The sequence below is a fragment of the Nonomuraea sp. NPDC048882 genome (genome assembly GCF_040649755.1).
Lineage (GTDB): Bacteria > Actinomycetota > Actinomycetes > Streptosporangiales > Streptosporangiaceae > Nonomuraea > Nonomuraea maheshkhaliensis.
In genome coordinates this window covers 74,888-98,098 of the sequence record NZ_JBEZGB010000010.1, presented here as the reverse complement: position 1 = coordinate 98,098, position 23,211 = coordinate 74,888, and the positions used below count along the sequence as shown (strand labels likewise).

The window sequence follows — 23,211 nt, the reverse complement described above, 5'->3', positions numbered from 1 at the left end:
ACACAAGCCGTGCACTGTACGGAAAACCGTACGGCTAGCTTGCCCCATCAAGGCGGAAGGAGAACTCATGAACTGGGACCAGGACCACGCGATGCTGGCCTTGCGCGTCGATCGCCTGATGAGCGGCGGTTCCGGCGGCACGATGCTCATCTACCGCGGCCCCGCCGAGTGGAGCGAGCAGGCGTCCGCCGAGCCGCCCCCCGCGCCGGGCGCGCTGGCGGAGGAGGCGGAACGGCTGCTGGAGAGCGCCCCGACGCCCTTTCTGGCCGCCCAGGTACGCGCCCTGCGCGCCGTGGCCCGCTACCTGGACGGCGACCGGCCGCCACTCGCCGAGTACGGGCGGGAGTGCCTGGGCCTGACGCCCCGGTGGGTGTCGGAGGAGCTGTTCGAGCAGGCGCACGCCGAGCTGGACCGGGCCCTGCCGAAGGGCTCCGGTTCGCTGGCCGGGCGGCTGCGGGCCTGGCGGCAAGCCCACACGCTGGAGCCGATCGAACGGCTGCCGGAGCTGGTGGCCCTGGCGGTGGACGAGACCCGGGCCAGGACGAACGCGATCATCCCCCTGCCGCCGGGCGAGGTGGTGGAGTGCCGGCTGGTGGAGGGCGTGGCCTTCCACGGGGCGGGCGAGTACGAGGGCGGCCTGAAGTCCACGATCCACGTCAACAGGGCGATCCCCTTCAATCTGGCCGACCTGCTCTATCTCGTGGCCCATGAGGGCCATCCCGGGCACATCGCCGAGTCGATGCTGAAGGAGCGGCACATGCCGGTGCGGTTCATGCTCTCGCCGGCGTTCGTGCTCAGCGAGGGGCTCGGGCTGCTCGCCGAGGAGCTGCTGTTCCCTGGGGACGAGGCCCAGGAGTGGCTGAACGCGAACATCCTGCCCAGGGCTGGGATCCGGCCGGACGGAAGCGACTTCGCCGCCGTCCACCACGCCAGGAACGTGCTGTGGGGCGTGTGGGGCAACGCGGCGTTCCTGGCGGCCGAAGGGCGGGGCATGCCGGAGTTGTCGGCGTACCTGAAAAAATGGGCGATCTACGACGACAACGAGGCGGCGCTGGCGGCCAAGCTGCTGACGCCGTCCCCGGCGAGTCCGTATATTTTCGGGTATTTCCACGGATGGGAGCTGCTGCGGCCCTGGACGGCCGGCCCCGAGCGGGTCCGCCGCCTGCTCACCGAGCAGTTGCTCCCCTCCGACATCGCTCTGTCCGGTTGATCGAGCCCGCAGGAAGATACCGACCATGCTGCTCACCCACCTGACCGCCCGTCGGCTTCCTGAGGACTGGCCCGCTGCCCTGCCTCCTGTTCGCCGGCTGGCGGAGCAAGGTCTTGAGCTGACCGCCCGGGTCACCTTCTTCGTCGGAGAGAACGGCTCGGGCAAGTCCACCATCATGGAAGCGATCGCCGACGTGGCCGGCATCAATTCCGCCGGCGGTAAGGCCGGTACCAAGTACGCCAGCACCGGGCCGATGACCCCGCTGGGCGAGGTTCTCGACGCCGATCTCACCGCTTCGGGAACGTGGCTGCTGCATGGTCCCCGGCTCAAGCGGCGCGCATTCTTCTTCCGCGCAGAAACGCTGTTCAACCTCGGGCAGAACGTCTCCGGCAGGCCCGGCTTCTGGGATGAGGATCTGACGGAGCAGTCCCACGGCGAAGGGTTCTTCACCGTTCTCGAACGCATGGTGTCGGGGCCGGGGCTTTATCTGATGGACGAGCCGGAAGCCGCACTGTCATTTCTGTCCTGCGTACGCCTGGCCGGCCTGATGCAGCGGGTCGCGGACGAGGGCGGGCAGATCATCTGTGCCACCCATTCACCGATCCTGACCGGTCTGCCGGGCGCGCAGATCATCGAACTCGGCGAGCACGGCATGCGTACGACCGCCTGGGAAGACCTCCAGCTGGTCGATCACTGGAGGCGCTTCCTCGCCAAGCCGGACTTCTACCTGCGACAGGAGGAGTGACGCCTCAGGGCGCCATTCCGGCCAGGGCCGCGTCCACGACGCGCTGGGGCAGGTCGGGCGGGAGGTCGCCGGCCGGGCCCCACTTGGTGTGCCACAGCATGGCGCCGGAGATGAGCGCCATGCCCATGTCGACGTCGAGCTCCGGCTTGAGCTCGCCGGTGGTGACGCCGCGCTCGATCACGGCGCGCATCGCCTGCCGGCGCGGCTCGACGGCACGCTTGAGGAAGCGTTCCATCAGCCGGGGATAGCGGTCGGCGTCGCTCATCGCGATGTTCATCACGCACCGGCCGCGCGTGTCGCCCGACTCCTTGCGCATCGCTTCGAGCAGGCTGATCAGGTCGTCGCGTACGGATTCGCCGGGCAGCTCCGGTATCGGCGCCCTGAGCGTGGCCAGGGCGTCCACGATCAGGTCCTCCTTGTTGGACCAGCGCCGGTAGATCGTGGTCTTGCCGACGCCCGCCTTCGACGCGATCGCCTCGATGGTCAGCTCGGACACGCCCATGCCCTCGGCGATCAGGTCGAGGGTCGCCTCGATGATCGCCTTCTCGGCCTTCTCGCTGCGCGGACGGCCCGCCGGGCGGGCACTCGCGGATTCCTGGATCGACATCGCGGCCTCACCATACATCTACAGCGCGCGAGCGCTGTGGTCCGACATGGGGAGGCGGCGCGCCTCCCGCGCGTCCGCCTCCCTCGTGAGCGACTGATCGCCGCATCGGCCCGTGCGTCCCCTCACCCGGAGGAGGACGACAGCGCCGGTTCCCGCCGCTCGGCGTGCTTGGCGGCGCGTGGCTTGCCGGGCATCCACCGCACGACCACGGCGAGCCCGATCAGCGCGATCACCGCCGAGACCGCCGCCGTGATGTGCATGCCTTCGATGAAGGCGTGGAACGCGGGCTGGACCAGCGCCTGGCCCCGCTCGCCGAGCTGATCCACGACGCCCATCGTCGCCATGATCGACTCGCCGGCCGCGTGCTGGACGCCCGCGGGCAGCCCGTCCAGCGCGGGCGCGATGCCGCCCCGGTAGCTGGACGACAGCACCGAGCCGAGCACGGCCACGCCGAGCGCCCCGGACACCTGGCGGACGGTGTTGCTCATCGCCGAGCCGACGCCGGCCTTCTCCCTGGGCAGCGACTCCATGATGGCGGTGGTGGCGGGCGGCATGATGTTGGCCATCGCGGCGCCCTGGACGAAGAAGATGACCTCGATCAGCAGGACGGGCGTGTTCTGGTCCAGGAACGCGTAGCTGGCCAGCACCAGTGTCACCACGCCCATGCTGACGCCGGCCGACAGCTTGGCGCCGAAGCGCTCGTTCACCCGCTGGCTGAGCGGGGCGAAGATCAGCTGAGCCGCGGCGAACGGGATCATCAGCGCGCCCGCCTGGATCGGCGTGAACCCCAGCACGATCTGCAGGTAGAACGTGAGGAAGAACATCCCGCCCATCATCGCGAAGAACATGATGCCCATGAGGCCGATGGCCGTGCTGAACCGGGCGTCGACGAAGCTGCGCACGTCGAAGACCGGGTGGTCGATGCGCCGCTCCCACCAGACGAACACGCCCAGCACCGCCAGCCCGAACAGCGTGGGCACCAGCACCTCGGCGCTGGCCACGGTGGCCAGCTCGCCGCCGCGGATGATGCCGTACACGACGGCCACCAGACCGATGATCGACAGCACCACGCCGACCGGGTCGAGCCTGGACGGCTTCGGGTCGCGGGATTCGGGCACGATGGTCGCGATGAGGATCATGCTGATCACCACGATCGGCACGTTCACCAGGAAGACCGAGCCCCACCAGAAGTGCTCGATCAGCAGCCCGCCGGTGATCGGCCCGATGGCCACCGCGATCCCGACGCCACCGGCCCACACCCCGATCGCCTTGCCCCGCTCGGCGGGCGGGAAGACGTTCGAGATGATCGCCAGCGTGGCCGGCATGATCGCCGCGCCGCCGATGCCCATCGCCGCCCTGGCCAGGATCAGCTGCATCGGATCCTGGGAGTAGGCACTGGCCAGTGAGGCCAGCCCGAACAGCGCCATGCCGATGAACAACATGCGCTTGCGTCCGGTCCTGTCACCGATCACCCCGAACGTGAACAACAATCCGGCGAACACCAGTGTGTAGGAGTTGATCGCCCATTCCAGCTCGCTCTGCGTGGCGCCCAGACCGACCGTCTTGTCGGCGATGGTCTTCATCGCGACGTTGAGGATCGTGTTGTCCAGGACGACCGCCAGCAGGCTGAACACCAGCACGCCGAGGATCCCCCATCGGCGTGGATGCCCCGTGTTCACTTCCATGGAGAGTCCTTAATTTCGATACGTCTAAGTTTCGCAACGTCACCGTATCGCAAGCTATTCCGATACGCAACGGTCCCGTTTCGTAAACCCTGTGTAAACTCTCGCCGTCCAGGGCCCGACGCCTGAGGTGAGCCTGTGTCCGCCCAGGTCAGGGGCACTTCTCTTGGTCCTGCGGGTCGGCGTACGGCCGACTCCCACCAGGGATGGAACGCCCCCTGAACGGCGCCTGCCACGTCTGACGGCCCACCCGCGGGTCTTCAGCGTGACCGGCCTCGGCGCAGCTCAGACAGGGTCACGCCGCGCCACGCTGTGCTGCAACACCAACAGCCCCGAAAGCCGTCTCAACTCTCGGGTGACGTTGACCACACCTTCATCACTCGACGCACGAGCACCCCGGGACAGGCCCGGCGACGGTCAGTCGCGCGGCGACGGCACCGGTGCGCTCGCCGCGACCGCTTCAGCGGCCGGGACCGCCGACGTTGGCTCAGCCGCTTCCGCCACATCAACCGCGTCGGCGGCCGCAGCCGGCGGGGCCATGACGGTGGCCGGCGCCGGGCGGCGGCGCCAGAACGGGAGCGCGGCCAGCACCATGGCCACGCCCGCCAGCCCGGCCACCACGAACGCCCACTGCGGCCCCATCCCGTCGATGACGACGCCCGCGATGGGCGCCGAGGCCGCACCGCCGATCAGCAGGGCGGTGCCGTGGAAGCCCATCGCCTCGCCCCTCGCCTCGCTGGGCACCCATCGGGTGAGCACGTCGACCGTGGCGGACAGGGACGGCGCGCAGAGCAGCCCGGCGGGCAGCAGCGCCAGGATCAGCCAGTGCCATCCGCCCCCGACCAGCGCCACGGGAACGGTCGCCAGGCCCATCGCGGCGATCAGGGTCAGGGGTGACAGTCCTCTGGACAGGCCGCCGTACACGAAACCACCGATGAGCGAGAAGACGCACCAGATGGCCACGGCCAGCCCCACCCACGCGGTCTGGCTCGCCTGGTTCATGGTGGCGACCAGGGACAGCTCGGTCGCGGTGAGCACGAACGTGGCCGCGGCCGCCGTGCCGAGCAGCGCCACGAAGGCCGGGGTGAGCCACTGACGGCGCGACACCCGCGCCCTGCCGCCCTCGGCCTCCGCCACCAGTTCCTCGGCCGAGCGGATGGGCGGGTTGAGCACGATCAGCCCCAGGCCGGCCACGGACATGCCGGCGCCGATGACCGTCATCGTCACGCCGCTGCCGAGCGTCGTGATGCCCGCGACGGCGAGCGCGGGCCCGGCCATGTAGGACAGCTCGACCATGATCGAGTCGAGCGCGAACCCGGTGCGCCGCTGCTCGACCGGCACGATGGCGGCCAGGCACTGCCTGGTCACGCTGAACACCGGCAGCCCCAGCAGCCCGGCCAGCGCCGCCGCCACCACCAGGGCGGGGAACGGCAGCGCCCACGCGCACGACCAGAAGGCCGCCTGCGCCACCGTGGTGACCGCCAGGACGGGACGAAGGCCGTGTCTGTCGACGAATCTGCCCGCCAGCGGCGAGCCGATGGCCATGCCGATCGTGCTGGCCATGGCGACCACCCCCGCCGGGCCGTAGCGAAGACCCATCACCTCGGCCACGTGCAGGGTCAGCGCCATGCCCGTGGCCGTGGCCGGCACGCGGGCAAGCAGCCCCACCAGGAGCAACGTGGGGACGCCGGGGATCTTGAACAGGCGCCGGTAAGGGGCGAGAGCCATGGTGTTTGTTACCTCCGCACCAATTCTGGCAAGAGGCACCGACAGTTTCGCCACCGGTTTTCGGCCGGGAGCCCGCGTGACATCATCGGAATGAGTCCGGGGACGCCGCTGGGGCGCCTCGAGACGGTTCTGGAGGGTTACTCATGTCCTCTTCAACTTCAACGACTTCTTCGACGACTTCGACGACGCTGTACGGTGGCGCGGCCGGACGCCGCGTCACCGTCCGCGACCTCGCCGCCGCCAAGGAGCGCGGAGAGCGGTGGCCGATGCTCACCGCCTACGACGCGATGACGGCGAGGGTGTTCGACGCGGCGGGCATCCCGGTGCTGCTGGTGGGCGACTCCGCGGCGATGGTCGTCTACGGCTACGACTCCACGCTGCCGGTCACGGTCGACGACCTGCTGCCCCTGACGGCGGCGGTCGTACGCGGCTCGTCGCGCGCCCTCGTGGTCGCCGACCTGCCGTTCGGCTCCTACCAGGCCTCGCCGGCGCAGGCGCTGGAGTCGGCGGCCCGCTTCATGAAGGAGGCAGGCGCCCACGCGGTCAAGCTGGAGGGCGGCCGCCGGGTCCTGCCGCAGGTGGAGGCGCTGGTGTCGGCCGGCGTGCCGGTGATGGCGCACCTCGGGCTGACCCCGCAGTCGGTCAACGTCATGGGCGGCTACCGCGTTCAGGGGCGCGGGCAGTCCGGCGACGAGCTCATGTCGGACGCCAAGGACCTGGAGCGGGCCGGGGCGTTCAGCGTGGTGCTGGAGTGCGTGCCGGCCGACCTGGCCCAGCGGGTGACGACGTCCCTGGCGATCCCGACGATCGGCATCGGGGCAGGGGCCGCTACGGACGCGCAGGTGCTGGTGTGGCAGGACCTGATGGGGCTCACGCCGCGGCCGGCCAGGTTCGTCAAGCGGTACTCGGGGCTGGCGGAGGAGATGGACCGCGCGGTACGCGCCTTCGCCGACGACGTGACGTCCGGGGCGTTCCCCGCACCCGAACACACCTACAGCTGACCGCACGTGGTGGCCGGCCTCCCACCGGCCACCACCCACCGGTCTCCCTGCGCGCGCCCCCGGCCTGTCTCCGCGCGCACGACCGGCCCCGCCTCGCACCCGACCCGTCCCGCACACGGCCGGCCCGCTCCCGCGCCGGCCGGCGGGGGGCCGTCCGTGGCGAGGGTGGCGGAGGATCAGTCCGCGGTGAGGGTGGAGGGTCGGTCTGCGGTGAGGGTGGAGAGTCGGTCCGTGGCGAGGGTGGCGGGGGTCAATCCGTGACGAGGGTGGCGGGGTCGGTGTTGGAGCCGCACACCACCACGGCCACCCGTTCTCCGGGCGCCGGGGTGTAGACGCCCGACAGCAGGGCCGCGTAGGCGGCGGCACCTGAGTGCTCGGCCACCACCCGGTGCCGCTCCCAGAGGGTGCGCCGGGCCCCAACGATCGCCTCGTCCGTCACGAGGACGCTCTCCACCCGGTCGCCGGACAGGATCTCGAACGCCAGCCCGCCGATCCTGGAGGCGCCCAGCGCGTCGGCCGCCACGCCGCTGACCTCCACCGGCACCGGCTCGCCCGCCCGGCGCGCCGCGTGCAGGGTCGGGATCCGCTCGGGCTCGACCGCCACGATCCGCGGCCCGCCGCCGTCTCCCCTGCCGTCCGCGCCGCCGGACGCCGCACCGTCCGCGCCGCCGGACGCCGCACCGATCGCGGCCCCGGACGCTCCGCCGATCCCGGCCCCGGCCGACGTGCCGACCGTGATGCCGGCCGCAAAGCCGCCGCCTCCGACCGCCGCCAGCACCGTGTCCACGCCGCCGGTCTGCTCCATGAGCTCCAGCCCGGTGGTGCCCTGCCCGGCCACCACCTCGGGCTGGTCGTAGGCGTGCACCATGAGGGCGCCGCTCTCGGCGGCCCGCTTGGCGGCGGCCTCGGCGGCCTCCGCGTAGATGGCGCCGGTCTGGGTGATGTGCGCCCCCAGCGCCGCCAGGCCCGCCACCTTCACCGGGCTGGTCACCTCGGGCACGAAGATCTCGGCCCGCGCCCCGAGCGCCCGCGCCGCGAAGGCCACCGCCAGCCCGTGGTTGCCGCCGCTGGCGGCGATCACCCCGCTCTCCGGCAGCTCGCCGGCGGACAGCATGCGGTTGAACGCCCCGCGCACCTTGAACGAGCCCGAGTGCTGGAGCAGCTCCAGCTTCAGCCACAACCCGTCGGCGATCTCGATGACCGGCGTGCGGAGCACGTGACCGCCGATCCTGGCGGCCGCCGCCAGAACGTCCTCATGAGTAACAGCGCACATGGTGCGAGGCTATGCCAGAGCCTGGGCCACGTCGGCCCACAGGTCCTCGGGATGCTCGATGCCGACGGAGACGCGTACCGTGCCCTCCCCGATGCCGCTGCGCCGCAGCTCGTCGGGGCTCAGCGAGCGGTGCGAGGTGGTCGCGGGGTGCAGGATGAGCGTCTCGACGCCGCCGAGCGAGGGCGCGAGCAGCGCCAGCCGTACGGAGCTCATGAACTTCTCCCCCGCCGCCCGCCCGCCGGCCAGGTCGAACGAGAACACCCCGCCGAAGCCGGGCAGCAGCTTGCCCGCCAGCTCGTACGACGGATGGGACTCCAGCCCCGGCCAGTGCACGGCGGCCACGGCGGGGTGCTCGGCCAGGCGGGTGGCCAGGAGTTCGGCGTTGGAGCAGTGGCGGTCCATGCGCAGCGCGAGCGTCTGCAGCCCGCGCAGCGTCAGCCAGGCCGCGAACGGGTCGGCCGAAGCGCCGAGCTCGATCGCGAAGCGCCACGACTGCTCGTAGAGCTCCTGGTCGGCGAAGACCGCGATGCCGCCCACCACGTCGGTGTGGCCGGACAGGTATTTGGTGGTGGAGTGCACGACGATGTCCGCGCCGTGCTCGAACGGCCGGCACAGCAGCGGCGTGGCGAACGTGTTGTCCACTACGGACAGAATGCCGAGCTCGCGGGCGGCCTCGCACATCGCGGGCAGGTCGGCGACCAGCGTCATCGGGTTGCTGATCGTCTCCAGGTAGACGAGCTTCGTCTCCGGGCGGACGGCGGCGCGCAGGGCGGCGGGGTCGTTCTCCGGCACGTAGGAGACGGCGATCCCGAACCGCTCGGCCAGCTCGTTGATCATCGCGGCCGTGCCGCCGTACAGGGAGCGCTGGGCCACCAGGTGGTCGCCCGGCCGCAGCAGCCCGAGCAGGACGACGTTGATCGCCCCCATGCCCGATCCGGTGGCGATGGCGCTGGTCCCGCCCTCCAGCCCGGCCACGGCCAGCTCCAGCGAGCGCACGGTCGGGTTGCTGTAGCGCCCGTACACGTACGATCCGTCGGGGCGTCCCATCGACGCGGCCATCACGGCGGGGTCGTCGAAGACGAACCCGGAGGTCTGGTAGATGGGCATGGTGATCGGACGGCTGCCGTCGATGGGCGGCGTCGGGACGTGCACGGCCTTCGTGTCGGGGCGGAGTTCGCTCATGTCACCAGGATTCCTTGCCGGAGTATGTCGCGTCAGAGCCAATACGGCAGAATTGGTCCATGAATGGGGCCAATCTCGATGATCTGGTCGATGCGCTGGGCCGATGGGCGTCGGGGCGCGGCCCACTGTACCTGCTGCTCGCGGCCGGTCTGCGGGCGCTGATCGACGACGGCGTACTGCATCCGGGCCAGCCGCTGCCGCCGGACCGGGTGCTGGCCAGGCGGCTGGCGGTGGGCCGGGGGACGGTGGTGGCCGCGTACGACCTGCTGCAGCAGGAGAGCCGCGTCGTGCGCCGCCAGGGCAGCGGCACCAGGGTGGCCGCGCTCGACCTGCCCGCCACGAGGACGGCCGACGGGGTGGCGGCCAATCCGCTGCTGCAGCACATCCTGCACCCGCCTGACGGCGTACAGCTGCTGACGTGCGCCGCCCCGCAGGATCCGCCGCCGGCGCTGTCCGAGGCGTACGCCGAGGCCGCGGAGCGCCTGGCCGGGCTGCGCGACATGGGCTACCAGCCGGCCGGCGACCCGGCGCTGCGCGCGGCGCTGGCCGCGTACTACACCGGCAGGGGCGTACCGACCTCGCCCGAGGAGATCATCGTGACGACGGGGGCGCAGCAGGCGCTCACGCTGCTCGCCTCACTGCTGCTGGCGCCGGGTGACACGGTGCTGGCCGAGACACCGACCTACCCGGGGGCGCTGGAGGTGTTCCGGCACGCGGCGGCGGCCGTCCGGCCCGCGGCGGGCATCGAGGACGTACGCGAGCGTCCCGCTCTGGCCTACTTCGTCCCCACGGCCCGCAATCCGGACGGCGCCGTCATGGACACCCCGTCCCGCAGGCGGCTGGCCGACCTGGCCGCCGCGCACGACGTGCCGCTGATCGAGGACGAGGTCTGCGCCGAGCTGTGCTTCGCCGAGGAGACACCCGCGCCGGTGGCGTCGTTCGGCCGGGGCGAGCAGGTGATCACGGTCGGCTCGCTGAGCAAGCTGGTGTGGGGCGGGCTGCGGGTCGGGTGGATCCGCGCAGCGGCGCCCCTGGTCTCGCGGCTGGCCAGGCTGCGGGCGGTGCACGACCTCGGCGGCGAGGTCGTCAGCCAGTTCGCCGCCGCCGTGCTGCTGCGCCGGCTGGACGAGGTGCGCTCCGCGCGGATCCGCACGCTGCGCGCGCGGCACGAGCACCTGTGCGCCGAGCTGCGGACTCGCCTGCCGTCCTGGACGTTCGAGCCCGCGCTCGGCGGCCAGACCCTCTGGGTACGCCTCCCGCGCGGCGACGCCGACTCCTTCGCCCAGGTCGCGCTGCGGCACGGGGTCGCCGTCGCGGCCGGCCGGTCGTTCGACCCGCTGGGCGGGCACACCGACCGCCTCCGGCTGCACTACCTGTTCCCCGAGGAGGAGCTTTCGCGAGCGGTGAACAACCTGGCCCTGGCCTGGGCCTCGTACGACGGGGCGGGGCACACCCCATCTCGGTGTGCCCTCATCGTCTGACAGGGTGGGATGATGCAGACGACGTTCGTACTCGTGCACAGCCCCTCCGTCGGGCCCTCGACGTGGGCTCCCGTGGCCGAGTCGCTGGAGCGCCGCGGGCACGCGGCCGTGGTGCCCGACCTGACCGGAGTCTCGGCGGGAGGCGCACCCTACTGGCCCAGGGTGGTGGAGACCGTGCGTGCCGCCACCCCCGACACCCCCGTGGTGCTGGCCGTGCACAGCAACGCCGGGTTCTTCCTGCCCGCGATCAAGGAGGGGCTGGGCGATCGGGTGGTGGCCTGCGTGTTCGCCGACGCGCACGTCCCGCCCAGGCAGGGGCTGGTCAGGACGGCCGAGGAGGAGTTCCTGCCGTTCCTGCGCGACCTGGCCGGTCCCGACGGCGTGCTGCCCCGCTGGACCGACTGGTGGGACGAGGAGGACGTGGTGGCCATGCTGCCCGACCCCGCCGTCCGCATCCGGGTCGCGGCGGAGCAGCCCAGGCTGCCGCTCGACTACTACACGCAGGCGATCCCGGTGCCGGCCGGCTGGGACGAGGTCAGGTGTTCGTTCCTGTGGTTCGGGCCCCCTTACGACGCGGCGGCGGAGGAGGCGGCCCGGCGGGGCTGGCCGGTGACCCGCCTGCCCGGGCTGCACCTGCACCAGATCGTCGATCCCGAGGGCGTGACGGACGCGCTGCTCAAGCTGTCCAGGAAGTCGTGAATTCTTCACTGTCGCGGGCGACGGGGCCCGGCGACAGTGGTGCGCATGACAGCCATCGAAGTGAACGGGCTCCGTAAGAGCCATCAGGGATTCGAGGCGGTGCGGGGCGTCTCGTTCGAGGTGGGCGAGGGCGAGGTCTTCGCCCTGCTCGGGCGGAACGGCGCGGGCAAGACCACCACGATCGAGGTGCTGGCGGGCTTCCAGCGGGCCGGGGGCGGGAGCGTGCGGGTGCTGGGTCACGACCCGTACGCCGAGCGGGCCGCCGTACGCCCGCGTACCGGCATCATGCTGCAGGAGGCCGGCTTCTTCCCCGAACTGACCGTCGCGCAGACCGTCGACGCCTGGCGCGGCTTCACCGACGCGCCCCGGCCCCGGGACGAGGCGCTGGAGCTGGCGGGCCTGACGGCGCGGGCGCGCACCCGGGTGCGGCAGCTGTCCGGCGGCGAGAAGCGCCGGCTCGACCTGGCGCTGGCCCTGCTGGGCCGCCCCGACGTCCTGTTCCTGGACGAGCCGACCACCGGCATGGACCCGCAGGCCCGCGCCGCCACCTGGACCGTCATCCGCGACCTGGCCGCGAACGGCACCACGATCCTGCTCACCACGCACTACCTGGAGGAGGCGCAGCGCCTGGCGTCCGCCATGGCGATCATGGACGAGGGCCGGATCGTGGCCTCCGGCGGTATGGCCGAGACGCTCGCGGCCAGGGGCGGGCGGGTGGCCTTCCGGCTGCCGGCGCACGTCGGGACGGATGAGCTGCCGCTGCCGGCCACCGTGGCGGACGGGCTGGCCGTGTGCCGGGCCGCCGACCCCGACCTGGCCGCGCAGACGCTGCTCACCTGGGCGGCCGAGCGCGGGCTGCGGCTGGAGGGCCTGGAGGTCCGCGCCGCCACCCTGGAGGACCTCTTCCTGGAGCACGCGCCGACCGCACGATCCACGGAGGCGCGCTTTGCGGAGGACGCACGAGCCGGCGAGAACGCACGATCCGGTGAGAACTCGCGATTCGCGGAGGACGCACGATGAGCCTGGCCACCACCTACCGTCTCGGCACGCGCCTGTTCTGGCGGGACAAGTCCATGTTGTTCGGCTCGGTCATCACGCCGGTCGGCCTGGCCGTGGGCATGCCCGTGCTCATGCGCCACGTCACCCGTGACGGCGCCGCCAACGCCACGGCGATCTTCCAGAGCACGATCGCGATCCTGCTGGCGATCACCGCGTTCATGAACATCGTGGTGGCCCTGACCAGCCGCCGCGACCAGCTCGTGCTCAAGCGGCTGCGCTCGACCCGGCTGACGGACGGCCAGATCCTGGCGGGCCAGATCGCCGGCACCGCCACCCAGACGGTGGCGCTGATCCTGCTGTGCGCGGTCACGGTGCGGTTCGCGGCCGACGTGCCGTTCCCGCCGGACCCGCTCGCCTTCGCCGCCGTCGTGGTCGCGGGCTCGGCCGTGCTGTCGCTGCTCGGCGCCGCGTACACGGCCGTGGTCCCGCGCGCTGAGCTGGCCGCCGCCTTCACCATGCCCGTCTTCCTGGTGGCCGGAGTGTCGGCGGGCGCGATGGGCCCCATCCCGCTGCCCTCCTGGCTGCGGCCGGTGCTGGACCTGCTGCCCACCACCGCCGTGGTGGACGCCATCAGGACCGGCGACCTGCTCGTGCCGCTCCTCGTCCTGGCCGGGTGGGCGCTCGCCGGCCTGACCGCCGTCCGGCTGTGGTTCCGCTGGGAACCCCGCCGATCGTAGGGGGCAGATCGTAGGGGGTCATAATCGACGTCGTGGTCTCCTCGTCCGCCCGGCGGCTATCGAGCGCGCTCATCACGGCCGTCTCGTGCGCGTACACGATCATCGCCCTGGTCTACTTCCTCCAGGGCGCGCTCTACGGCGTGCTGGCCGTCGTGGTCTTCCTCGTCGTGGTGGCCACCCACTACGTCAACATGCGGGCGGGCCTGCGCGGCGAGCGCCCGCCGGGCTTCCCCTTGACGGTGGTGCTGCAGGCGGTGGCCACGTACCTGCCCGACTTCCTGCTGCCGGGCGGCATGTCGGCGCTGACCACTCCGCTGCTGGCCGGCACGCTGCTGGTCTACCTGCCGCTGCGCTGGGGCGGCGCGGCGGTCGGGCTGATCATGCTGTACGAGGGCACGCTGCTCTGGTGGGGCCCGCAGGCCGCCCACGTGACCCTGTTCTACGTGGTCACCGTGCCCACGACCGGCGCCATGATCTACGCGCTGGTCCGGTTCACCCGGGTGACCGCCGAGCTCGAACAGGCCAGGGCCGAGCTGGCGGACGCCGCCGTACTGAAGGAACGGCTGCGCATCTCCCGCGACCTGCACGACGGCCTGGGCCGCAGCCTCACCGCGATCGCGCTCAAGGGAGACCTGGCCGGCCGCCTCATCGACCGCGACCCAGGCACCGCCCGCGCCGAGGTGGGCGAGCTGGTGCAGGTGGCCAGAGAGGCGGCCCAGGACGTGCGTCAGGTGGTCAGGGGCTATCGGGCCATGTCGCTGACGGGCGAGGTCGACCGGGCGGTGGCGCTGCTGGAGTCGTCCGGGGTGAGCGTCCAGGCGCACCTCGCCGACGTGACGCTGCCGAGGCGGTCGGAGGAGGCGCTGGCGTGGGCCGTACGCGAGGGCGTGACCAACGTCCTGCGCCACAGCCGGGCCACGACCTGCACGATCACGACGTCGCTACAGGAGGACACGGTACGCCTCGAACTCGCCAACGACGGCGCCCCACCCGACCCCGGCACCGGGACCGCATCCGGCGGCAAACCTGGCTCCGGGTCCGCGTCCGCCCCCGGACCTGAGTCCGGCGCCGAGCCTGGCACTGGCACCGCGTCCGACGCCGGCGGGGCGTCCGTCTCCAGTGGCGGGTCCGGAGCATGGGGCACCGGCATCATCAGCCTGGCCGAGCGGGCCGCCCAGGCGGGCGGTATGGCGGCCGCCGCGCGGACCGGCCAGGGCGGGTTCGTGCTGGCCATGGAGGTGGCCGTCCGGGCGGAGGCCGCCTCATGATCAGGGTGCTGCTCGCCGAGGACATGCACATGATCCGCGCCGCCCTCACCGCCCTGCTCCGGCTGGAGTCCGACATCGAGGTGGTCGCGGAGGTGACCCGAGGCGACGAGATCGTCCCCGAGGCGATGCGCGTGCGGCCCGACGTGGCCGTTCTCGACATCGATCTGCCCGTGGTGGACGGCATCACCGCCGCCGCCGTGCTCCGCGAGCGTCTGCCGTCGTGCCGGGTGCTGGTGCTCACCGCCATGGGCCAGCCCGGCCACGTCCGCAGGGCGCTGGCGGCCGGCATCCAGGCGTTCCTGGTCAAGGACGCCCCCGGCGACCGGCTGGCGGAGTCGATCCGGCGCACCGCCGCCGGGCTGCGCGTCCTGGACGCCGAGCTGGTCTCCTCGGCCATGGAGTACGGCGAGAGCCCGCTCACGCCCAGGGAGACCACCGTGCTCAGGGAGGCGGCCAGAGGCTCCTCGGCCGAGGAGATCGCCACCCGCCTCCACCTGTCCCCCGGCACGGTACGCAACTACCTGACCGGGGCGATCACCAAGACGGGAGCCCGCAACAAGATCGACGCCATCCGGATCGCCGAGGACGGCGGCTGGCTGTAACACCCACCGAACGCCCGCCGAACCCGTGCTCGATCACCTGTGTCCGGTGGCCGCCCATGCCTGGTGAGCCGATCACTGGTGGCGGCGCATTCTCGTGAGCCCGCCCACGCCGGAGACAGTCTCGTCGACGGTCAGATGTCGGTGATGCGCAGGCCGGCGTGGGCCTTGTAGCGGCGGTTGATCGAGATGATGTTGGCGGTCAGCGCCTCGATCTGGTGGGCGTTGCGCAACCGCCCGCCGTACACCCCGCGCACCCCCGGAATGGCCTCGGCCAGCGCTCGCACCAGGTCGGTGGCCTCGCGGTCGTCGCCCAGCACCAGCACGTCGAGATCGACCTTCTCCACCGCCGGGTCCATCAGCAGCACGGCCGACACGTGATGGAACGCCGCCACCACCCGGCTGTCGGGCAGCACGGCCGCCGCCTGCTGGGCGGCGCTGCCCTCCTCGACCGGAAGCGCGTAGGCGCCCTGCTTGTCGAACCCGAGAGGGTTGACGCAATCAACGACGATCTTGCCGGCCAGCTCGCCCCGGAGGGACTCCAGCAGCGCCTTGTGCCCCTCGTACGGCACCGCCACGATCACGATGTCGGCACGGGCGGCGACGGCGGCGTTCTCGTCACCGGTCGCGCCGGCGCCGATGGAGTCGGCCGCCTCCTGAGCGCGCTGCGCGCTGCGCGAGCCGATCAGCACCGGGTGCCCCGCCAGCGCGAAGCGCCGCGCCAGCCCTTTCCCCTGGTCACCGGTGCCGCCGAGGATGGCGATGGAAAGCCCGTTCACGTCTGTCATAGCCAGATCATGTCAGGCCCGCCGGGCCCACGATCCGGGTGGGCCCTTTTTGCGGCGGCGACGCCCGGCGGAGCACACCTCGTGCCCGCGCATCGGCACTGAATCGGTCACCACGTCCCCGCCCGTCAGGCACCATGGGGTGATGGACTCAGGATCGGTGGCACTCCTGCGCGAACTGCTCTCCGAGACCGGCTGGCTCGACCGCGCCCGCGAGCTGGGCGTGGCGCTTCGTGCCACGCGTTCGCCGGGTGGGCTGCTGGTGGTGGGCACCCCCGACGAGGAGCCCTGGCATGTGACCGCCCACCTCGCCGACGAGGCCCGCCTGTCCGGTCTGCCGCAGCTCGCCCCCACTCTGGTGCGCTGGTCGCCGCCGGTGGACGCTCCCCCGCACCTGCGCGTCGGCCTCGACCGGCTGGAGCAGGCAACTCGCGGGGAGACGTTGTTCGTGCTGTCCGAACGGCAGGCGCCGGTCCCGCTGCTCGAACGGGTGGACGACGCGCGGCGCGTCGGGGCCACCGTCCTGGCGATCGAGGGCGGCGACCCCGAGCTGACCGGGCTGGCGCACGACGCGATCACGGTGCCGCGCGACGGGCCGGTGACGTTCGACGGGGCGCAGCACCTGGTCAGCGCGGCGGCCGGCGAGCTCGAACGGCGCCCCGGCCTGCGCGCCCGCCTGGCGAGCCTCCTGGACAAGGTCAGCGGCCCCCGCCTGACCGACTAACCCGCTTCGCCGGGCTCGGCCGTCGGCTCTCCCAGTCGCCCGCGCAGCGACGCGGCCAGGTCCGCGGTGGCTTCCTCGATCGCGCCGATCACCACGGCCTGCACCGGGTCGGGTTCCCCCGACCGCGTACGGCTCACGCGGGTGACGGCGTCCAGCCGGCGGGCCCCCACGTCGCGCACCTCGCTCACCCGCACCTCTCCCTCCGGCACGTCGAGCAGCGCCAGCGTGGGCACGATCGCCACCCCGTGCCCGGCCGCCACCAGCGCCAGCGTCGGCCCGAACTCGGTGATGACGTGCACCTTGCGCGGCTCGAACCCGTGCAGCCCGGCCAGCCGCTCCAGCGCCTGCCCGCACGCCTGGTTCGGCTCGCCCGCCACCCAGGGCAGCCGGATGAGGTCGGCGACGGTGGCCGGCGGCTCCGTCCAGTCCGGCGGGACCACGATGCGGTATTCGTCCACGTATAGCAGCCGCGTGCTCAGCGACGGCTGCGACAGGGCGGGCAGGCTCATGTCCTGCTCGGTGATGAGCAGGTCGACCGCCCCGAGCCGCAGCTCCTGCAGCGCCGGCTGCCCGTAGATCTCGTGGATGATGAGCGAGATCTTCGGATGGCGTACGGCCAGCTCACGCATGGCGGGCACCAGCACGTGCTTGATCACCGTGGGGAAGGCGGCGATGCGCACCGGCCCGGCCAGGCGCTCGGTGAAGCGGGTGAGCTCCCGCTTGGCCTCGTCCAGCTCCTCCTCGACCCGTTCGGCGTAGCCGGCCAGCACCCGCCCCGCCGGGGTGAGCGACACGCTGCGCTGGGAGCGGTCGATGAGCGCGAGCCCGACCTCGCGCTCCAGCTGGGCGAGCTGCTGGGAGACGGCGGAGGGCGTCAGGTAGAGCGCTTCGGCGGCCCGCATCACGCCGCCGCGCCGCGCGACCTCGCGTAAGACGCGCAGCCGCCGGGGGTCGATGTCCATGCAGGTCAGCTTACGCGCGCAGTGAAGGAGCCTTCATTTGTGCTACAGGGCCCGCGATCCCGACAATGACGCCATGGATCTCCTGCTCGCCGTCGTCGGCTGGCTCGGCGCCGCCCTGCTGCTGGCCGGCTACGCGCTCGTCTCGTCCTCCCGCCTGTCGGGCGACGGGACCGCGTACCAGCTCATCAACCTCGCCGGCTCGCTCGGGCTGATGATCAACAGCGCCTACAACGCCGCCTGGCCGTCGGCCGGGCTCAACCTCGTGTGGGCCGCCATCGGCGTCGTGGCCCTGGTCAAGCTGGCCCGGATCGGGACGGTGCGCAAATGATCGTCGAGCTCAGCCACCGCATCACCGACGGCATGCGCACCTATCCCGGCATTCCGGCCCCGCGCCTGGGTGTGCACCTGAGCAGGGAGGACTCGCGGAAGGTGTACGCGCCGGGCACGGAGTTCCACATCGGCACCATCACGCTGGCCGCCAACACCGGCACCTACCTCGACACCCCCTTCCACCGCTACGCCGACGGCCCCGACCTGTCACAGGTGCCGCTCACCAAACTGGCCGACCTCCCCGGCCTGGTCGTCCGCGCGCCCGGCCGCACGTCCGGCCACGCGGGGCACACCGGCACGGAGCCGGACGTGCGCGGCACCGGGCGCACGACGGACGCCGGCGAGGAGCCCGCCGTCAGCGACGCCGGCCGCGCGGTGCGGGTCAGCGAGGAGCTGGACGTACGGGGCCGGGCCGTGCTCATCCACACCGGCTGGGACCGGCACTTCGGCACCGACGCCTACCTGCACGGCCACCCCTACCTCGCCCCCGAGTCGGCGGCATGGCTGGCCGAGCAGGGCGCGGCCCTGGTCGGGATCGACTCCCTGAACATCGACGACACCCCGGCGCACGGTGAACGCCCCGCGCACTCGATCCTGCTGGCGGCGGGGATCCCCCTGGTGGAACACATGACCGGCCTGGCAGCGCTGCCCACCGAGGGCTTCCGCTTTCACGCCGCGCCACCGATGATCACCGGCATGGGCACGTTCCCGGTCAGGGCATACGCGATCGTCCCCTTGTAGTTTCTGGCCCCGGCGTGCCGTCAGTCATCGTCCTGGTCGGCTTCGTCCCACGCCTTGTTGCGGTCGGCGGCGCGCTGGAGTGCTCCCGCCGCCTCCTGCTCCGAGGCGTAGGGACCCATCCGGTCCTTGTTGGGGCAGCCCTCGTCGGGCTCGACCCGCATGTGCTTGAGACAGAACCACCACTGGCCTTCGCTCACAAGGTCAATTCTGCCCCGTAGACTCAGGTTTCATGACGACACTGCTCCAGCCAGGGCGAGTCTCGCCCCTGCGAAAGGTCCCCGCGCACATCGAGCGGCCGGAGTACGTCGGCAAGAAGCGCCCCAAGACCGGCGAGTCCGACGTGAAGAGCCCCGAGACCATCGAGCGGATGAGGGTGGCCGGCCGGATCGCCGCCCAGGCTCTCGAAGAGGTCGGCAGACACGTCCGGCCCGGCGTCACGACCGACGAGCTCGACCGGATCGGCCACGAGTTCCTGCTCGACCACAACGCCTACCCGAGCACGCTCGGCTACAAGGGCTACCCGAAGTCGCTGTGCACCTCCATCAACGAGGTCATCTGCCACGGCATCCCCGACGACACCGTGCTGCGCGACGGCGACATCGTCAACGTCGACATCACCGCCTACATCGGCGGCGTCCACGGCGACACCGACGCGACCTACCTGGTGGGCGAGGTGGACGAGGAGTCGCGGCTGCTGGTGGAGCGCACGCGTGAGGCGACGATGCGGGCCATCAAGGCGGTCGCGCCCGGCCGCCAGCTCAACGTGGTCGGCCGGGTCATCGAGGCGTACGCCAAGCGGTTCGGCTACGGCGTGGTGCGCGACTTCACCGGCCACGGCATCGGCACCAGCTTCCACTCCGGCCTCATGGTGCCCCACTACGACGATCCGTCGCTGCGGGTGGAGCTGGTGCCCGGGATGACGTTCACCATCGAGCCGATGCTGACGCTCGGCACGATCGAATACGAGATCTGGCCGGACAAGTGGACGGCCGTGACGAAGGACCGCAAGCGCACGGCCCAGTTCGAGCACACGATCGTCGTCACGGACACGGGCAGCGAGATCCTCACCCTCCCCTGACCCGGCCGCCCGAGCCCACCAGCCCGAGCCCACCGGCCCGAGGCCCCGGACCTCGGGCCCTGAGGCCCCGGAAGCAGGCGCCCCGGGCCGGAGCGAGCCGGCGGGCGAACGCGTCAGCGGTGGCGGGGGACCACCCCCGTCACCGTCGTGCCCTCGCCCAGCACGCTGTTCACCGACAGGGTGCCGCCGATCTCCGCGAAGGCCGCCCGCATCCTGGCGATCCCCCGCCCGTTCCCGCTCAGCGGGAAGCCCTGGCCGTTGTCACTGATCGTCATGCGCAGCCCGCTCTTGCCGGCCGTCACGGCGATGGACACGGTCCTGGCCCTGCTGTGCAGCTCCACGTTGGACAGGGCCTCGCGCATGGTGGCCATGACGCCGCTCGAGACGCGGGAGGGCACGTCGGTCGAGGGCAGTGCCCAGGTCTCGACCGCGATGCCCGTCCGTTCCGACCATTCGGCCAGGTAGCTTTCGAGCGCCTCGGCCAGGCTCTGCCCCCCGCGCATCCGTGTCTCTTCCGACAATGGTTTCGCCTTCCTTGGCACCCGGGCCCAGCGCCGGTCCCCACTCCAGCGCTCCCCGACCGGCGCTGCGCGCCCCCCTCAAGGCCTGCGCACGCTAGTCAGTGGGGTTATGCCCGTCTCCCCTGTAAGAAAGGCTACCTGTCGGTCCAGAGACTTGTAGTCGGAAGGTAGAAGGCCATGACCGAACCGCTACTCGCCCTTGTCAGCGCGGTTGAGACGGGCGAGATAGTCGTTGTAGGAGTCGAGTTCCGGGTCTCCTGCGCCGGTCCGGTCGGCCCGGCGGTCGGCCCGGCGGGCCTGCCTGTCGTCGTCCTTGTACCACTGGACGGCGATGGCGAGCAGGACGAGCAGCGTCGGGATCTCGCCGAACCCCCAGGCGATGGCGCCGCCGTCGCGCTGGGTCTGCAGCAGGGTGTCGCCCCAGGTGCGGCCGAGCTGTTCGTACCAGCCTGAGGCGATCACGGAGCCCATCATCATGAGCGCGATCCCGAAGAAGGCGTGAAACGGCATGGTCACGAAGAGCATGAGCAGCCGCCACACGTACGGGAGCCGGTGCGGCCCAGGATCGACCCCGATGATCACCCAGAAGAACAGGCTGCCGCTGATCAGGAAGTGCAGGGTCATCCAGATGTGGCCGAGGTGCTCGTTCATCGCCGACTCGAACAGCGGCGTGAAGTAGAGCGCGTAGGTGGAGGTGATGAAGATGGCGGTGGCGACGAGGGGGTGAGTGACGACCTTGGTGAAGCGGCTGTGCAGGATCGTGGTGATCCACTCGCGCGGCCCTCGGTCGCCTCTCCTGGCCGCGGGCTTGAGCGCGCGCAGGGCCAGCGTGACGGGCCCGCCGAGGACGAGGAAGATCGGCACCACCATGGACAGCGTCATGTGCTCGATCATGTGGATGTCGAACATGACCTTGGCGTAGCGGGCCAGGCCGCTCTGGGTGGAGAAGACCAGCAGGGCCACGCCGATGTACCAGGCCGCGGTGCGTCCCCACGACCAGCGGTCGCCGCGCCGCAGCAGCCGGATCACGCCGACCGCGTAGAGGCCGGCCAGAGCGGCCGCCACGACGGCGAAGAACAGGTCGAACCACCACATCGTGAAGATGCCGGACAGCGTGAGCGGCGGCGGGAGCGGGAAGCCGAGCAGTTCGAAGGCCCGGTCGGCGGGGACGGCGTATTCGGGCGGCGGCGTGCGCGACAGCGCCACGGCCACGCCGACGGTGGCGAACATGAGCAGCGTCTCGCCGCCGGCCAGCCGGGTGAACGCCCGCGGCTTGCCGGCCCGCAGGTCGGTCAGCGTGCGCTGGCGGTGCCAGTAGCCGACGTAGCCGAGCAGCACGAAGGCCACGATCTTGGCCAGCGCGAGCAGGCCGTACTCGGAGACCCACAGGTCGGAGAGCGCGCCCAGCCGCGCGACGAGCGCGAACAGTCCGGACAGCCCCACTCCGGCGTAGCACCACAGCGCCATCCGGGAGAACCGGGTGGCGACCACGTCGAGCTGGGGCTGCTTGCGCAGCGCGTGCAGGGCCAGCACGCCGAGCCCGCCCACCCACAGGGCGAGCGAGAGCAGGTGCAGCGAGACCGAGGAGGTGGCCAGGTCGTGGTTGGGCGAGGAGGAGGTGTGTCCGGTGAGCGGCGCGGGCAGCAGCGTGACGAGCGCGAACACCAGCAGCCCGGCGGCGGCGCCGGCCGTGATGGCGCCGCGCGAGAACAGCGCGATGGCCACCCCGAACAGCACCACGAGCGTCAGCGCGACGCCCTGCGTGGTCTGGGTGGCGTAGCTGGTCAGGATGGTGCGTTCGAGGATCTGGGGCACGGTCCTGCCGATGGACTCGGCGACGCCGAAGACGATGGCGAGGAAGGCCGATCCGGCCCACACCAGCGCCGCCCACGAGGCGGCCTTGACGTAGTCGAGGGCGCTTTTGCCGAGCACGCCCTTGTCGTTGGGCAGCAGCAGGGCGGCCATCAGGAGCAGGCCGACGGTGACCACGCCGGCGGAGTCCATCAGCAGCTTCGACACCGGCAGGCCCCACCGCACGACCGCGCCGGAGTCGGGCAGGCCGGGGATGATCCTGGGGAACGCCCTGCCTCCGGCGATCATGCCGATGACCAGGGCGGCGATCGCGGCCGCTGAGGCCGCGAGAGTGAGGCGCACGGCCCTGCTCATGGCTGCTTTTTCCGCGCGCTGAGCAGGAAGCCGATGCCGATGCCGACGAGGGCGCCGATGACGACGATCAGCCAGACGGGGAAGGAGGCGTCCTGCCCGGCCGAGGCGCGGTCGGCGACGGCCTGGCTCTCGGGCGCGCTCGCGGCGGGTGACGGCGGGCTCGCGCTCTGCTCCGCCGACGGCGCGGCGCTGCCCGTCTCAGCGGGCGTCCCAGCGGGCGTCCCAGTGGGCGTCCCAGTGGGCGTCTCAGCGGGCGCGGCGCCGGTGGCGGTGGCTTCGGCAGAGGCCGAGGGGCTGGGGGACGGCGTCGCGCCCTCCACCCGGAACGGGATCTCGCCCTCGATCGGGTGCCCGTCGGACGACACGACCCGGTAGGCGATCGTGTATTTCCCGTCGGGCAGCGGCCCGTCGACCGCCTGCGTCACCACGGCGCCGTCGATCTCGGGCTTGCCGCTCTGGTACTGAGCGTCTCCGGCGCCGCGCACGATGACGAACGGCATCCGCATCTTGGCGCTGAACTCGAGCCTGACCTCGTCGAGCGAGGTGACCTTGGCGCCCTTGGCCGGGGAGCTGCTCTTGAGGACGTCGTGCGCCAGCGCGGGGGCCGCGGCGCCGAACACGAGCAGGGCGGCGGCGAGCATCGCGGTGAGGGCCGCGATCGGGGATCTCTTCATGACGCCCCCAAGGCTACCG

Annotated in this window: 24 protein-coding genes; 13 read left to right on the top strand and 11 right to left on the bottom strand. The window is 71.9% G+C overall.

The window, feature by feature from the left end; translation table 11 throughout:
- Positions 1 to 67 precede the first annotated feature (67 nt).
- Both AB0C27_RS32435 and AB0C27_RS32430 read left to right on the top strand, forming a co-directional pair.
- The gene (locus AB0C27_RS32435; protein WP_357851672.1) at positions 68 to 1,210 is read left to right on the top strand and encodes a hypothetical protein; all 1,143 of its coding nucleotides are present in this window, start codon (positions 68 to 70) and stop codon (positions 1,208 to 1,210) included.
- 25 nt (positions 1,211 to 1,235) lie between these two features.
- Complete coding sequence (locus AB0C27_RS32430; protein ID WP_357851669.1) at positions 1,236 to 1,955, top strand: AAA family ATPase; 720 nt, start codon at positions 1,236 to 1,238, stop codon at positions 1,953 to 1,955.
- 4 nt (positions 1,956 to 1,959) lie between these two features.
- On the opposite strand, the gene AB0C27_RS32425 is transcribed toward AB0C27_RS32430, so the two are convergent.
- The 3 genes from AB0C27_RS32425 to AB0C27_RS32415 all read right to left on the bottom strand — a co-directional run bounded on the left by AB0C27_RS32425 (position 1,960) and on the right by AB0C27_RS32415 (position 5,972).
- The gene (locus AB0C27_RS32425) at positions 1,960 to 2,562 is read right to left on the bottom strand and encodes a TetR/AcrR family transcriptional regulator (RefSeq protein ID WP_357851666.1); all 603 of its coding nucleotides are present in this window, start codon (positions 2,560 to 2,562) and stop codon (positions 1,960 to 1,962) included.
- Between the two features lie 122 nt (positions 2,563 to 2,684).
- A complete protein-coding gene (locus tag AB0C27_RS32420) occupies positions 2,685 to 4,247 on the bottom strand; it encodes an MFS transporter (protein WP_357851663.1) in 1,563 nt (520 codons plus the stop codon).
- A gap of 414 nt (positions 4,248 to 4,661) precedes the next feature.
- A complete protein-coding gene (locus AB0C27_RS32415) occupies positions 4,662 to 5,972 on the bottom strand; it encodes an MFS transporter (protein WP_357851660.1) in 1,311 nt (436 codons plus the stop codon).
- 143 nt (positions 5,973 to 6,115) lie between these two features.
- Here AB0C27_RS32415 and panB point away from each other — a divergent pair, with 143 nt between their 5' ends.
- Entirely contained in the window at positions 6,116 to 6,973 is an 858-nt protein-coding gene (gene panB / locus AB0C27_RS32410; protein WP_357851657.1) for a 3-methyl-2-oxobutanoate hydroxymethyltransferase, read from the top strand.
- 250 nt (positions 6,974 to 7,223) lie between these two features.
- On the opposite strand, the gene AB0C27_RS32405 is transcribed toward panB, so the two are convergent.
- Positions 7,224 to 8,246 carry a threonine/serine dehydratase gene (locus AB0C27_RS32405; protein WP_357851654.1) on the bottom strand — a complete coding sequence of 341 codons (1,023 nt, stop codon included), beginning with the start codon at positions 8,244 to 8,246 and terminating at the stop codon, positions 7,224 to 7,226.
- A gap of 9 nt (positions 8,247 to 8,255) precedes the next feature.
- Positions 8,256 to 9,428 (bottom strand): aminotransferase class I/II-fold pyridoxal phosphate-dependent enzyme, encoded by a 1,173-nt coding sequence (locus tag AB0C27_RS32400; protein WP_357851651.1) that lies wholly within the window; start codon positions 9,426 to 9,428, stop codon positions 8,256 to 8,258.
- A 59-nt stretch (positions 9,429 to 9,487) separates the two neighbouring features.
- Between AB0C27_RS32400 and AB0C27_RS32395 the strand changes: the two genes are divergently transcribed.
- From AB0C27_RS32395 to AB0C27_RS32370, 6 genes are read left to right on the top strand one after another with little or no spacing between them, the layout of a single operon-like run.
- Positions 9,488 to 10,909: a PLP-dependent aminotransferase family protein gene (locus AB0C27_RS32395; RefSeq protein ID WP_357851649.1), complete on the top strand. Its 1,422-nt coding sequence runs from the start codon at positions 9,488 to 9,490 to the stop codon at positions 10,907 to 10,909.
- A 12-nt stretch (positions 10,910 to 10,921) separates the two neighbouring features.
- Positions 10,922 to 11,608 (top strand): alpha/beta hydrolase, encoded by a 687-nt coding sequence (locus AB0C27_RS32390; protein ID WP_357851646.1) that lies wholly within the window; start codon positions 10,922 to 10,924, stop codon positions 11,606 to 11,608.
- 45 nt (positions 11,609 to 11,653) lie between these two features.
- On the top strand, positions 11,654 to 12,628 hold the full coding sequence (locus AB0C27_RS32385; RefSeq protein WP_357851643.1) for an ABC transporter ATP-binding protein: 975 nt from the start codon (positions 11,654 to 11,656) through the stop codon (positions 12,626 to 12,628).
- Positions 12,625 to 13,344, top strand: coding sequence for an ABC transporter permease (locus tag AB0C27_RS32380; protein WP_357851640.1), 720 nt, complete (start codon positions 12,625 to 12,627; stop codon positions 13,342 to 13,344). The genes AB0C27_RS32385 and AB0C27_RS32380 overlap by 4 nt, the downstream gene beginning before the upstream one ends.
- Before the next feature lie 32 nt (positions 13,345 to 13,376).
- Positions 13,377 to 14,612: a histidine kinase gene (locus AB0C27_RS32375; protein ID WP_357851637.1), complete on the top strand. Its 1,236-nt coding sequence runs from the start codon at positions 13,377 to 13,379 to the stop codon at positions 14,610 to 14,612.
- Positions 14,609 to 15,214 carry a response regulator transcription factor gene (locus AB0C27_RS32370; protein WP_357851634.1) on the top strand — a complete coding sequence of 202 codons (606 nt, stop codon included), beginning with the start codon at positions 14,609 to 14,611 and terminating at the stop codon, positions 15,212 to 15,214. Before AB0C27_RS32375 ends, AB0C27_RS32370 begins: the two co-directional genes overlap by 4 nt.
- A 131-nt stretch (positions 15,215 to 15,345) precedes the next feature.
- On the opposite strand, the gene npdG is transcribed toward AB0C27_RS32370, so the two are convergent.
- Positions 15,346 to 15,999: an NADPH-dependent F420 reductase gene (gene npdG / locus AB0C27_RS32365; RefSeq protein WP_357851631.1), complete on the bottom strand. Its 654-nt coding sequence runs from the start codon at positions 15,997 to 15,999 to the stop codon at positions 15,346 to 15,348.
- Between the two features lie 142 nt (positions 16,000 to 16,141).
- On the opposite strand from npdG, the gene AB0C27_RS32360 reads away from it, so the two are divergent.
- A complete protein-coding gene (locus AB0C27_RS32360; protein WP_357851628.1) occupies positions 16,142 to 16,720 on the top strand; it encodes a hypothetical protein in 579 nt (192 codons plus the stop codon).
- On the opposite strand, the gene AB0C27_RS32355 is transcribed toward AB0C27_RS32360, so the two are convergent.
- Entirely contained in the window at positions 16,717 to 17,682 is a 966-nt protein-coding gene (locus AB0C27_RS32355; protein ID WP_357851625.1) for a LysR family transcriptional regulator, read from the bottom strand. The genes AB0C27_RS32360 and AB0C27_RS32355 overlap by 4 nt on opposite strands.
- A 73-nt stretch (positions 17,683 to 17,755) precedes the next feature.
- Here AB0C27_RS32355 and AB0C27_RS32350 point away from each other — a divergent pair, with 73 nt between their 5' ends.
- Positions 17,756 to 18,010: a hypothetical protein gene (locus AB0C27_RS32350; RefSeq protein WP_357851622.1), complete on the top strand. Its 255-nt coding sequence runs from the start codon at positions 17,756 to 17,758 to the stop codon at positions 18,008 to 18,010.
- Positions 18,007 to 18,753: a cyclase family protein gene (locus AB0C27_RS32345; protein WP_357851619.1), complete on the top strand. Its 747-nt coding sequence runs from the start codon at positions 18,007 to 18,009 to the stop codon at positions 18,751 to 18,753. The genes AB0C27_RS32350 and AB0C27_RS32345 overlap by 4 nt, the downstream gene beginning before the upstream one ends.
- 20 nt (positions 18,754 to 18,773) lie before the next feature.
- Here the strand turns inward: AB0C27_RS32345 and AB0C27_RS32340 are convergent, their stop codons facing one another.
- Positions 18,774 to 18,950 (bottom strand): hypothetical protein, encoded by a 177-nt coding sequence (locus tag AB0C27_RS32340; protein WP_326626525.1) that lies wholly within the window; start codon positions 18,948 to 18,950, stop codon positions 18,774 to 18,776.
- Between the two features lie 32 nt (positions 18,951 to 18,982).
- Here AB0C27_RS32340 and map point away from each other — a divergent pair, with 32 nt between their 5' ends.
- Positions 18,983 to 19,831 (top strand): type I methionyl aminopeptidase, encoded by an 849-nt coding sequence (map, locus tag AB0C27_RS32335; RefSeq protein WP_346109735.1) that lies wholly within the window; start codon positions 18,983 to 18,985, stop codon positions 19,829 to 19,831.
- 113 nt (positions 19,832 to 19,944) lie between these two features.
- Here the strand turns inward: map and AB0C27_RS32330 are convergent, their stop codons facing one another.
- From AB0C27_RS32330 to AB0C27_RS32320, 3 genes are all read right to left on the bottom strand, one after another.
- The gene (locus AB0C27_RS32330) at positions 19,945 to 20,334 is read right to left on the bottom strand and encodes an ATP-binding protein (protein WP_357851615.1); all 390 of its coding nucleotides are present in this window, start codon (positions 20,332 to 20,334) and stop codon (positions 19,945 to 19,947) included.
- 207 nt (positions 20,335 to 20,541) lie between these two features.
- Positions 20,542 to 22,518 carry a cytochrome c oxidase assembly protein gene (locus tag AB0C27_RS32325; protein WP_357851612.1) on the bottom strand — a complete coding sequence of 659 codons (1,977 nt, stop codon included), beginning with the start codon at positions 22,516 to 22,518 and terminating at the stop codon, positions 20,542 to 20,544.
- Positions 22,515 to 23,192: a copper resistance CopC family protein gene (locus AB0C27_RS32320; protein WP_357851609.1), complete on the bottom strand. Its 678-nt coding sequence runs from the start codon at positions 23,190 to 23,192 to the stop codon at positions 22,515 to 22,517. Before AB0C27_RS32320 ends, AB0C27_RS32325 begins: the two co-directional genes overlap by 4 nt.
- Positions 23,193 to 23,211: the final 19 nt, after the last annotated feature.

Excerpts from the sequence above, each read along its gene's own strand:
- AB0C27_RS32435 (WP_357851672.1), top strand. The coding sequence starts at position 68 with ATGAACTGGGACCAGGACCACGCGATGCTGGCCTTGCGCGTCGATCGC.
- AB0C27_RS32430 (WP_357851669.1), top strand. The coding sequence starts at position 1,236 with ATGCTGCTCACCCACCTGACCGCCCGTCGGCTTCCTGAGGACTGGCCC.
- AB0C27_RS32425 (WP_357851666.1), bottom strand. The coding sequence starts at position 2,562 with ATGTCGATCCAGGAATCCGCGAGTGCCCGCCCGGCGGGCCGTCCGCGC.
- AB0C27_RS32420 (WP_357851663.1), bottom strand. The coding sequence starts at position 4,247 with ATGGAAGTGAACACGGGGCATCCACGCCGATGGGGGATCCTCGGCGTG.
- AB0C27_RS32415 (WP_357851660.1), bottom strand. The coding sequence starts at position 5,972 with ATGGCTCTCGCCCCTTACCGGCGCCTGTTCAAGATCCCCGGCGTCCCC.
- panB (WP_357851657.1), top strand. The coding sequence starts at position 6,116 with ATGTCCTCTTCAACTTCAACGACTTCTTCGACGACTTCGACGACGCTG.
- AB0C27_RS32405 (WP_357851654.1), bottom strand. The coding sequence starts at position 8,246 with ATGTGCGCTGTTACTCATGAGGACGTTCTGGCGGCGGCCGCCAGGATC.
- AB0C27_RS32400 (WP_357851651.1), bottom strand. The coding sequence starts at position 9,428 with ATGAGCGAACTCCGCCCCGACACGAAGGCCGTGCACGTCCCGACGCCG.
- AB0C27_RS32395 (WP_357851649.1), top strand. The coding sequence starts at position 9,488 with ATGAATGGGGCCAATCTCGATGATCTGGTCGATGCGCTGGGCCGATGG.
- AB0C27_RS32390 (WP_357851646.1), top strand. The coding sequence starts at position 10,922 with ATGCAGACGACGTTCGTACTCGTGCACAGCCCCTCCGTCGGGCCCTCG.
- AB0C27_RS32385 (WP_357851643.1), top strand. The coding sequence starts at position 11,654 with ATGACAGCCATCGAAGTGAACGGGCTCCGTAAGAGCCATCAGGGATTC.
- AB0C27_RS32380 (WP_357851640.1), top strand. The coding sequence starts at position 12,625 with ATGAGCCTGGCCACCACCTACCGTCTCGGCACGCGCCTGTTCTGGCGG.
- AB0C27_RS32370 (WP_357851634.1), top strand. The coding sequence starts at position 14,609 with ATGATCAGGGTGCTGCTCGCCGAGGACATGCACATGATCCGCGCCGCC.
- npdG (WP_357851631.1), bottom strand. The coding sequence starts at position 15,999 with ATGACAGACGTGAACGGGCTTTCCATCGCCATCCTCGGCGGCACCGGT.
- AB0C27_RS32360 (WP_357851628.1), top strand. The coding sequence starts at position 16,142 with ATGGACTCAGGATCGGTGGCACTCCTGCGCGAACTGCTCTCCGAGACC.
- AB0C27_RS32355 (WP_357851625.1), bottom strand. The coding sequence starts at position 17,682 with ATGGACATCGACCCCCGGCGGCTGCGCGTCTTACGCGAGGTCGCGCGG.
- AB0C27_RS32350 (WP_357851622.1), top strand. The coding sequence starts at position 17,756 with ATGGATCTCCTGCTCGCCGTCGTCGGCTGGCTCGGCGCCGCCCTGCTG.
- AB0C27_RS32345 (WP_357851619.1), top strand. The coding sequence starts at position 18,007 with ATGATCGTCGAGCTCAGCCACCGCATCACCGACGGCATGCGCACCTAT.
- map (WP_346109735.1), top strand. The coding sequence starts at position 18,983 with ATGACGACACTGCTCCAGCCAGGGCGAGTCTCGCCCCTGCGAAAGGTC.
- AB0C27_RS32330 (WP_357851615.1), bottom strand. The coding sequence starts at position 20,334 with ATGCGCGGGGGGCAGAGCCTGGCCGAGGCGCTCGAAAGCTACCTGGCC.
- AB0C27_RS32325 (WP_357851612.1), bottom strand. The coding sequence starts at position 22,518 with ATGAGCAGGGCCGTGCGCCTCACTCTCGCGGCCTCAGCGGCCGCGATC.
- AB0C27_RS32320 (WP_357851609.1), bottom strand. The coding sequence starts at position 23,192 with ATGAAGAGATCCCCGATCGCGGCCCTCACCGCGATGCTCGCCGCCGCC.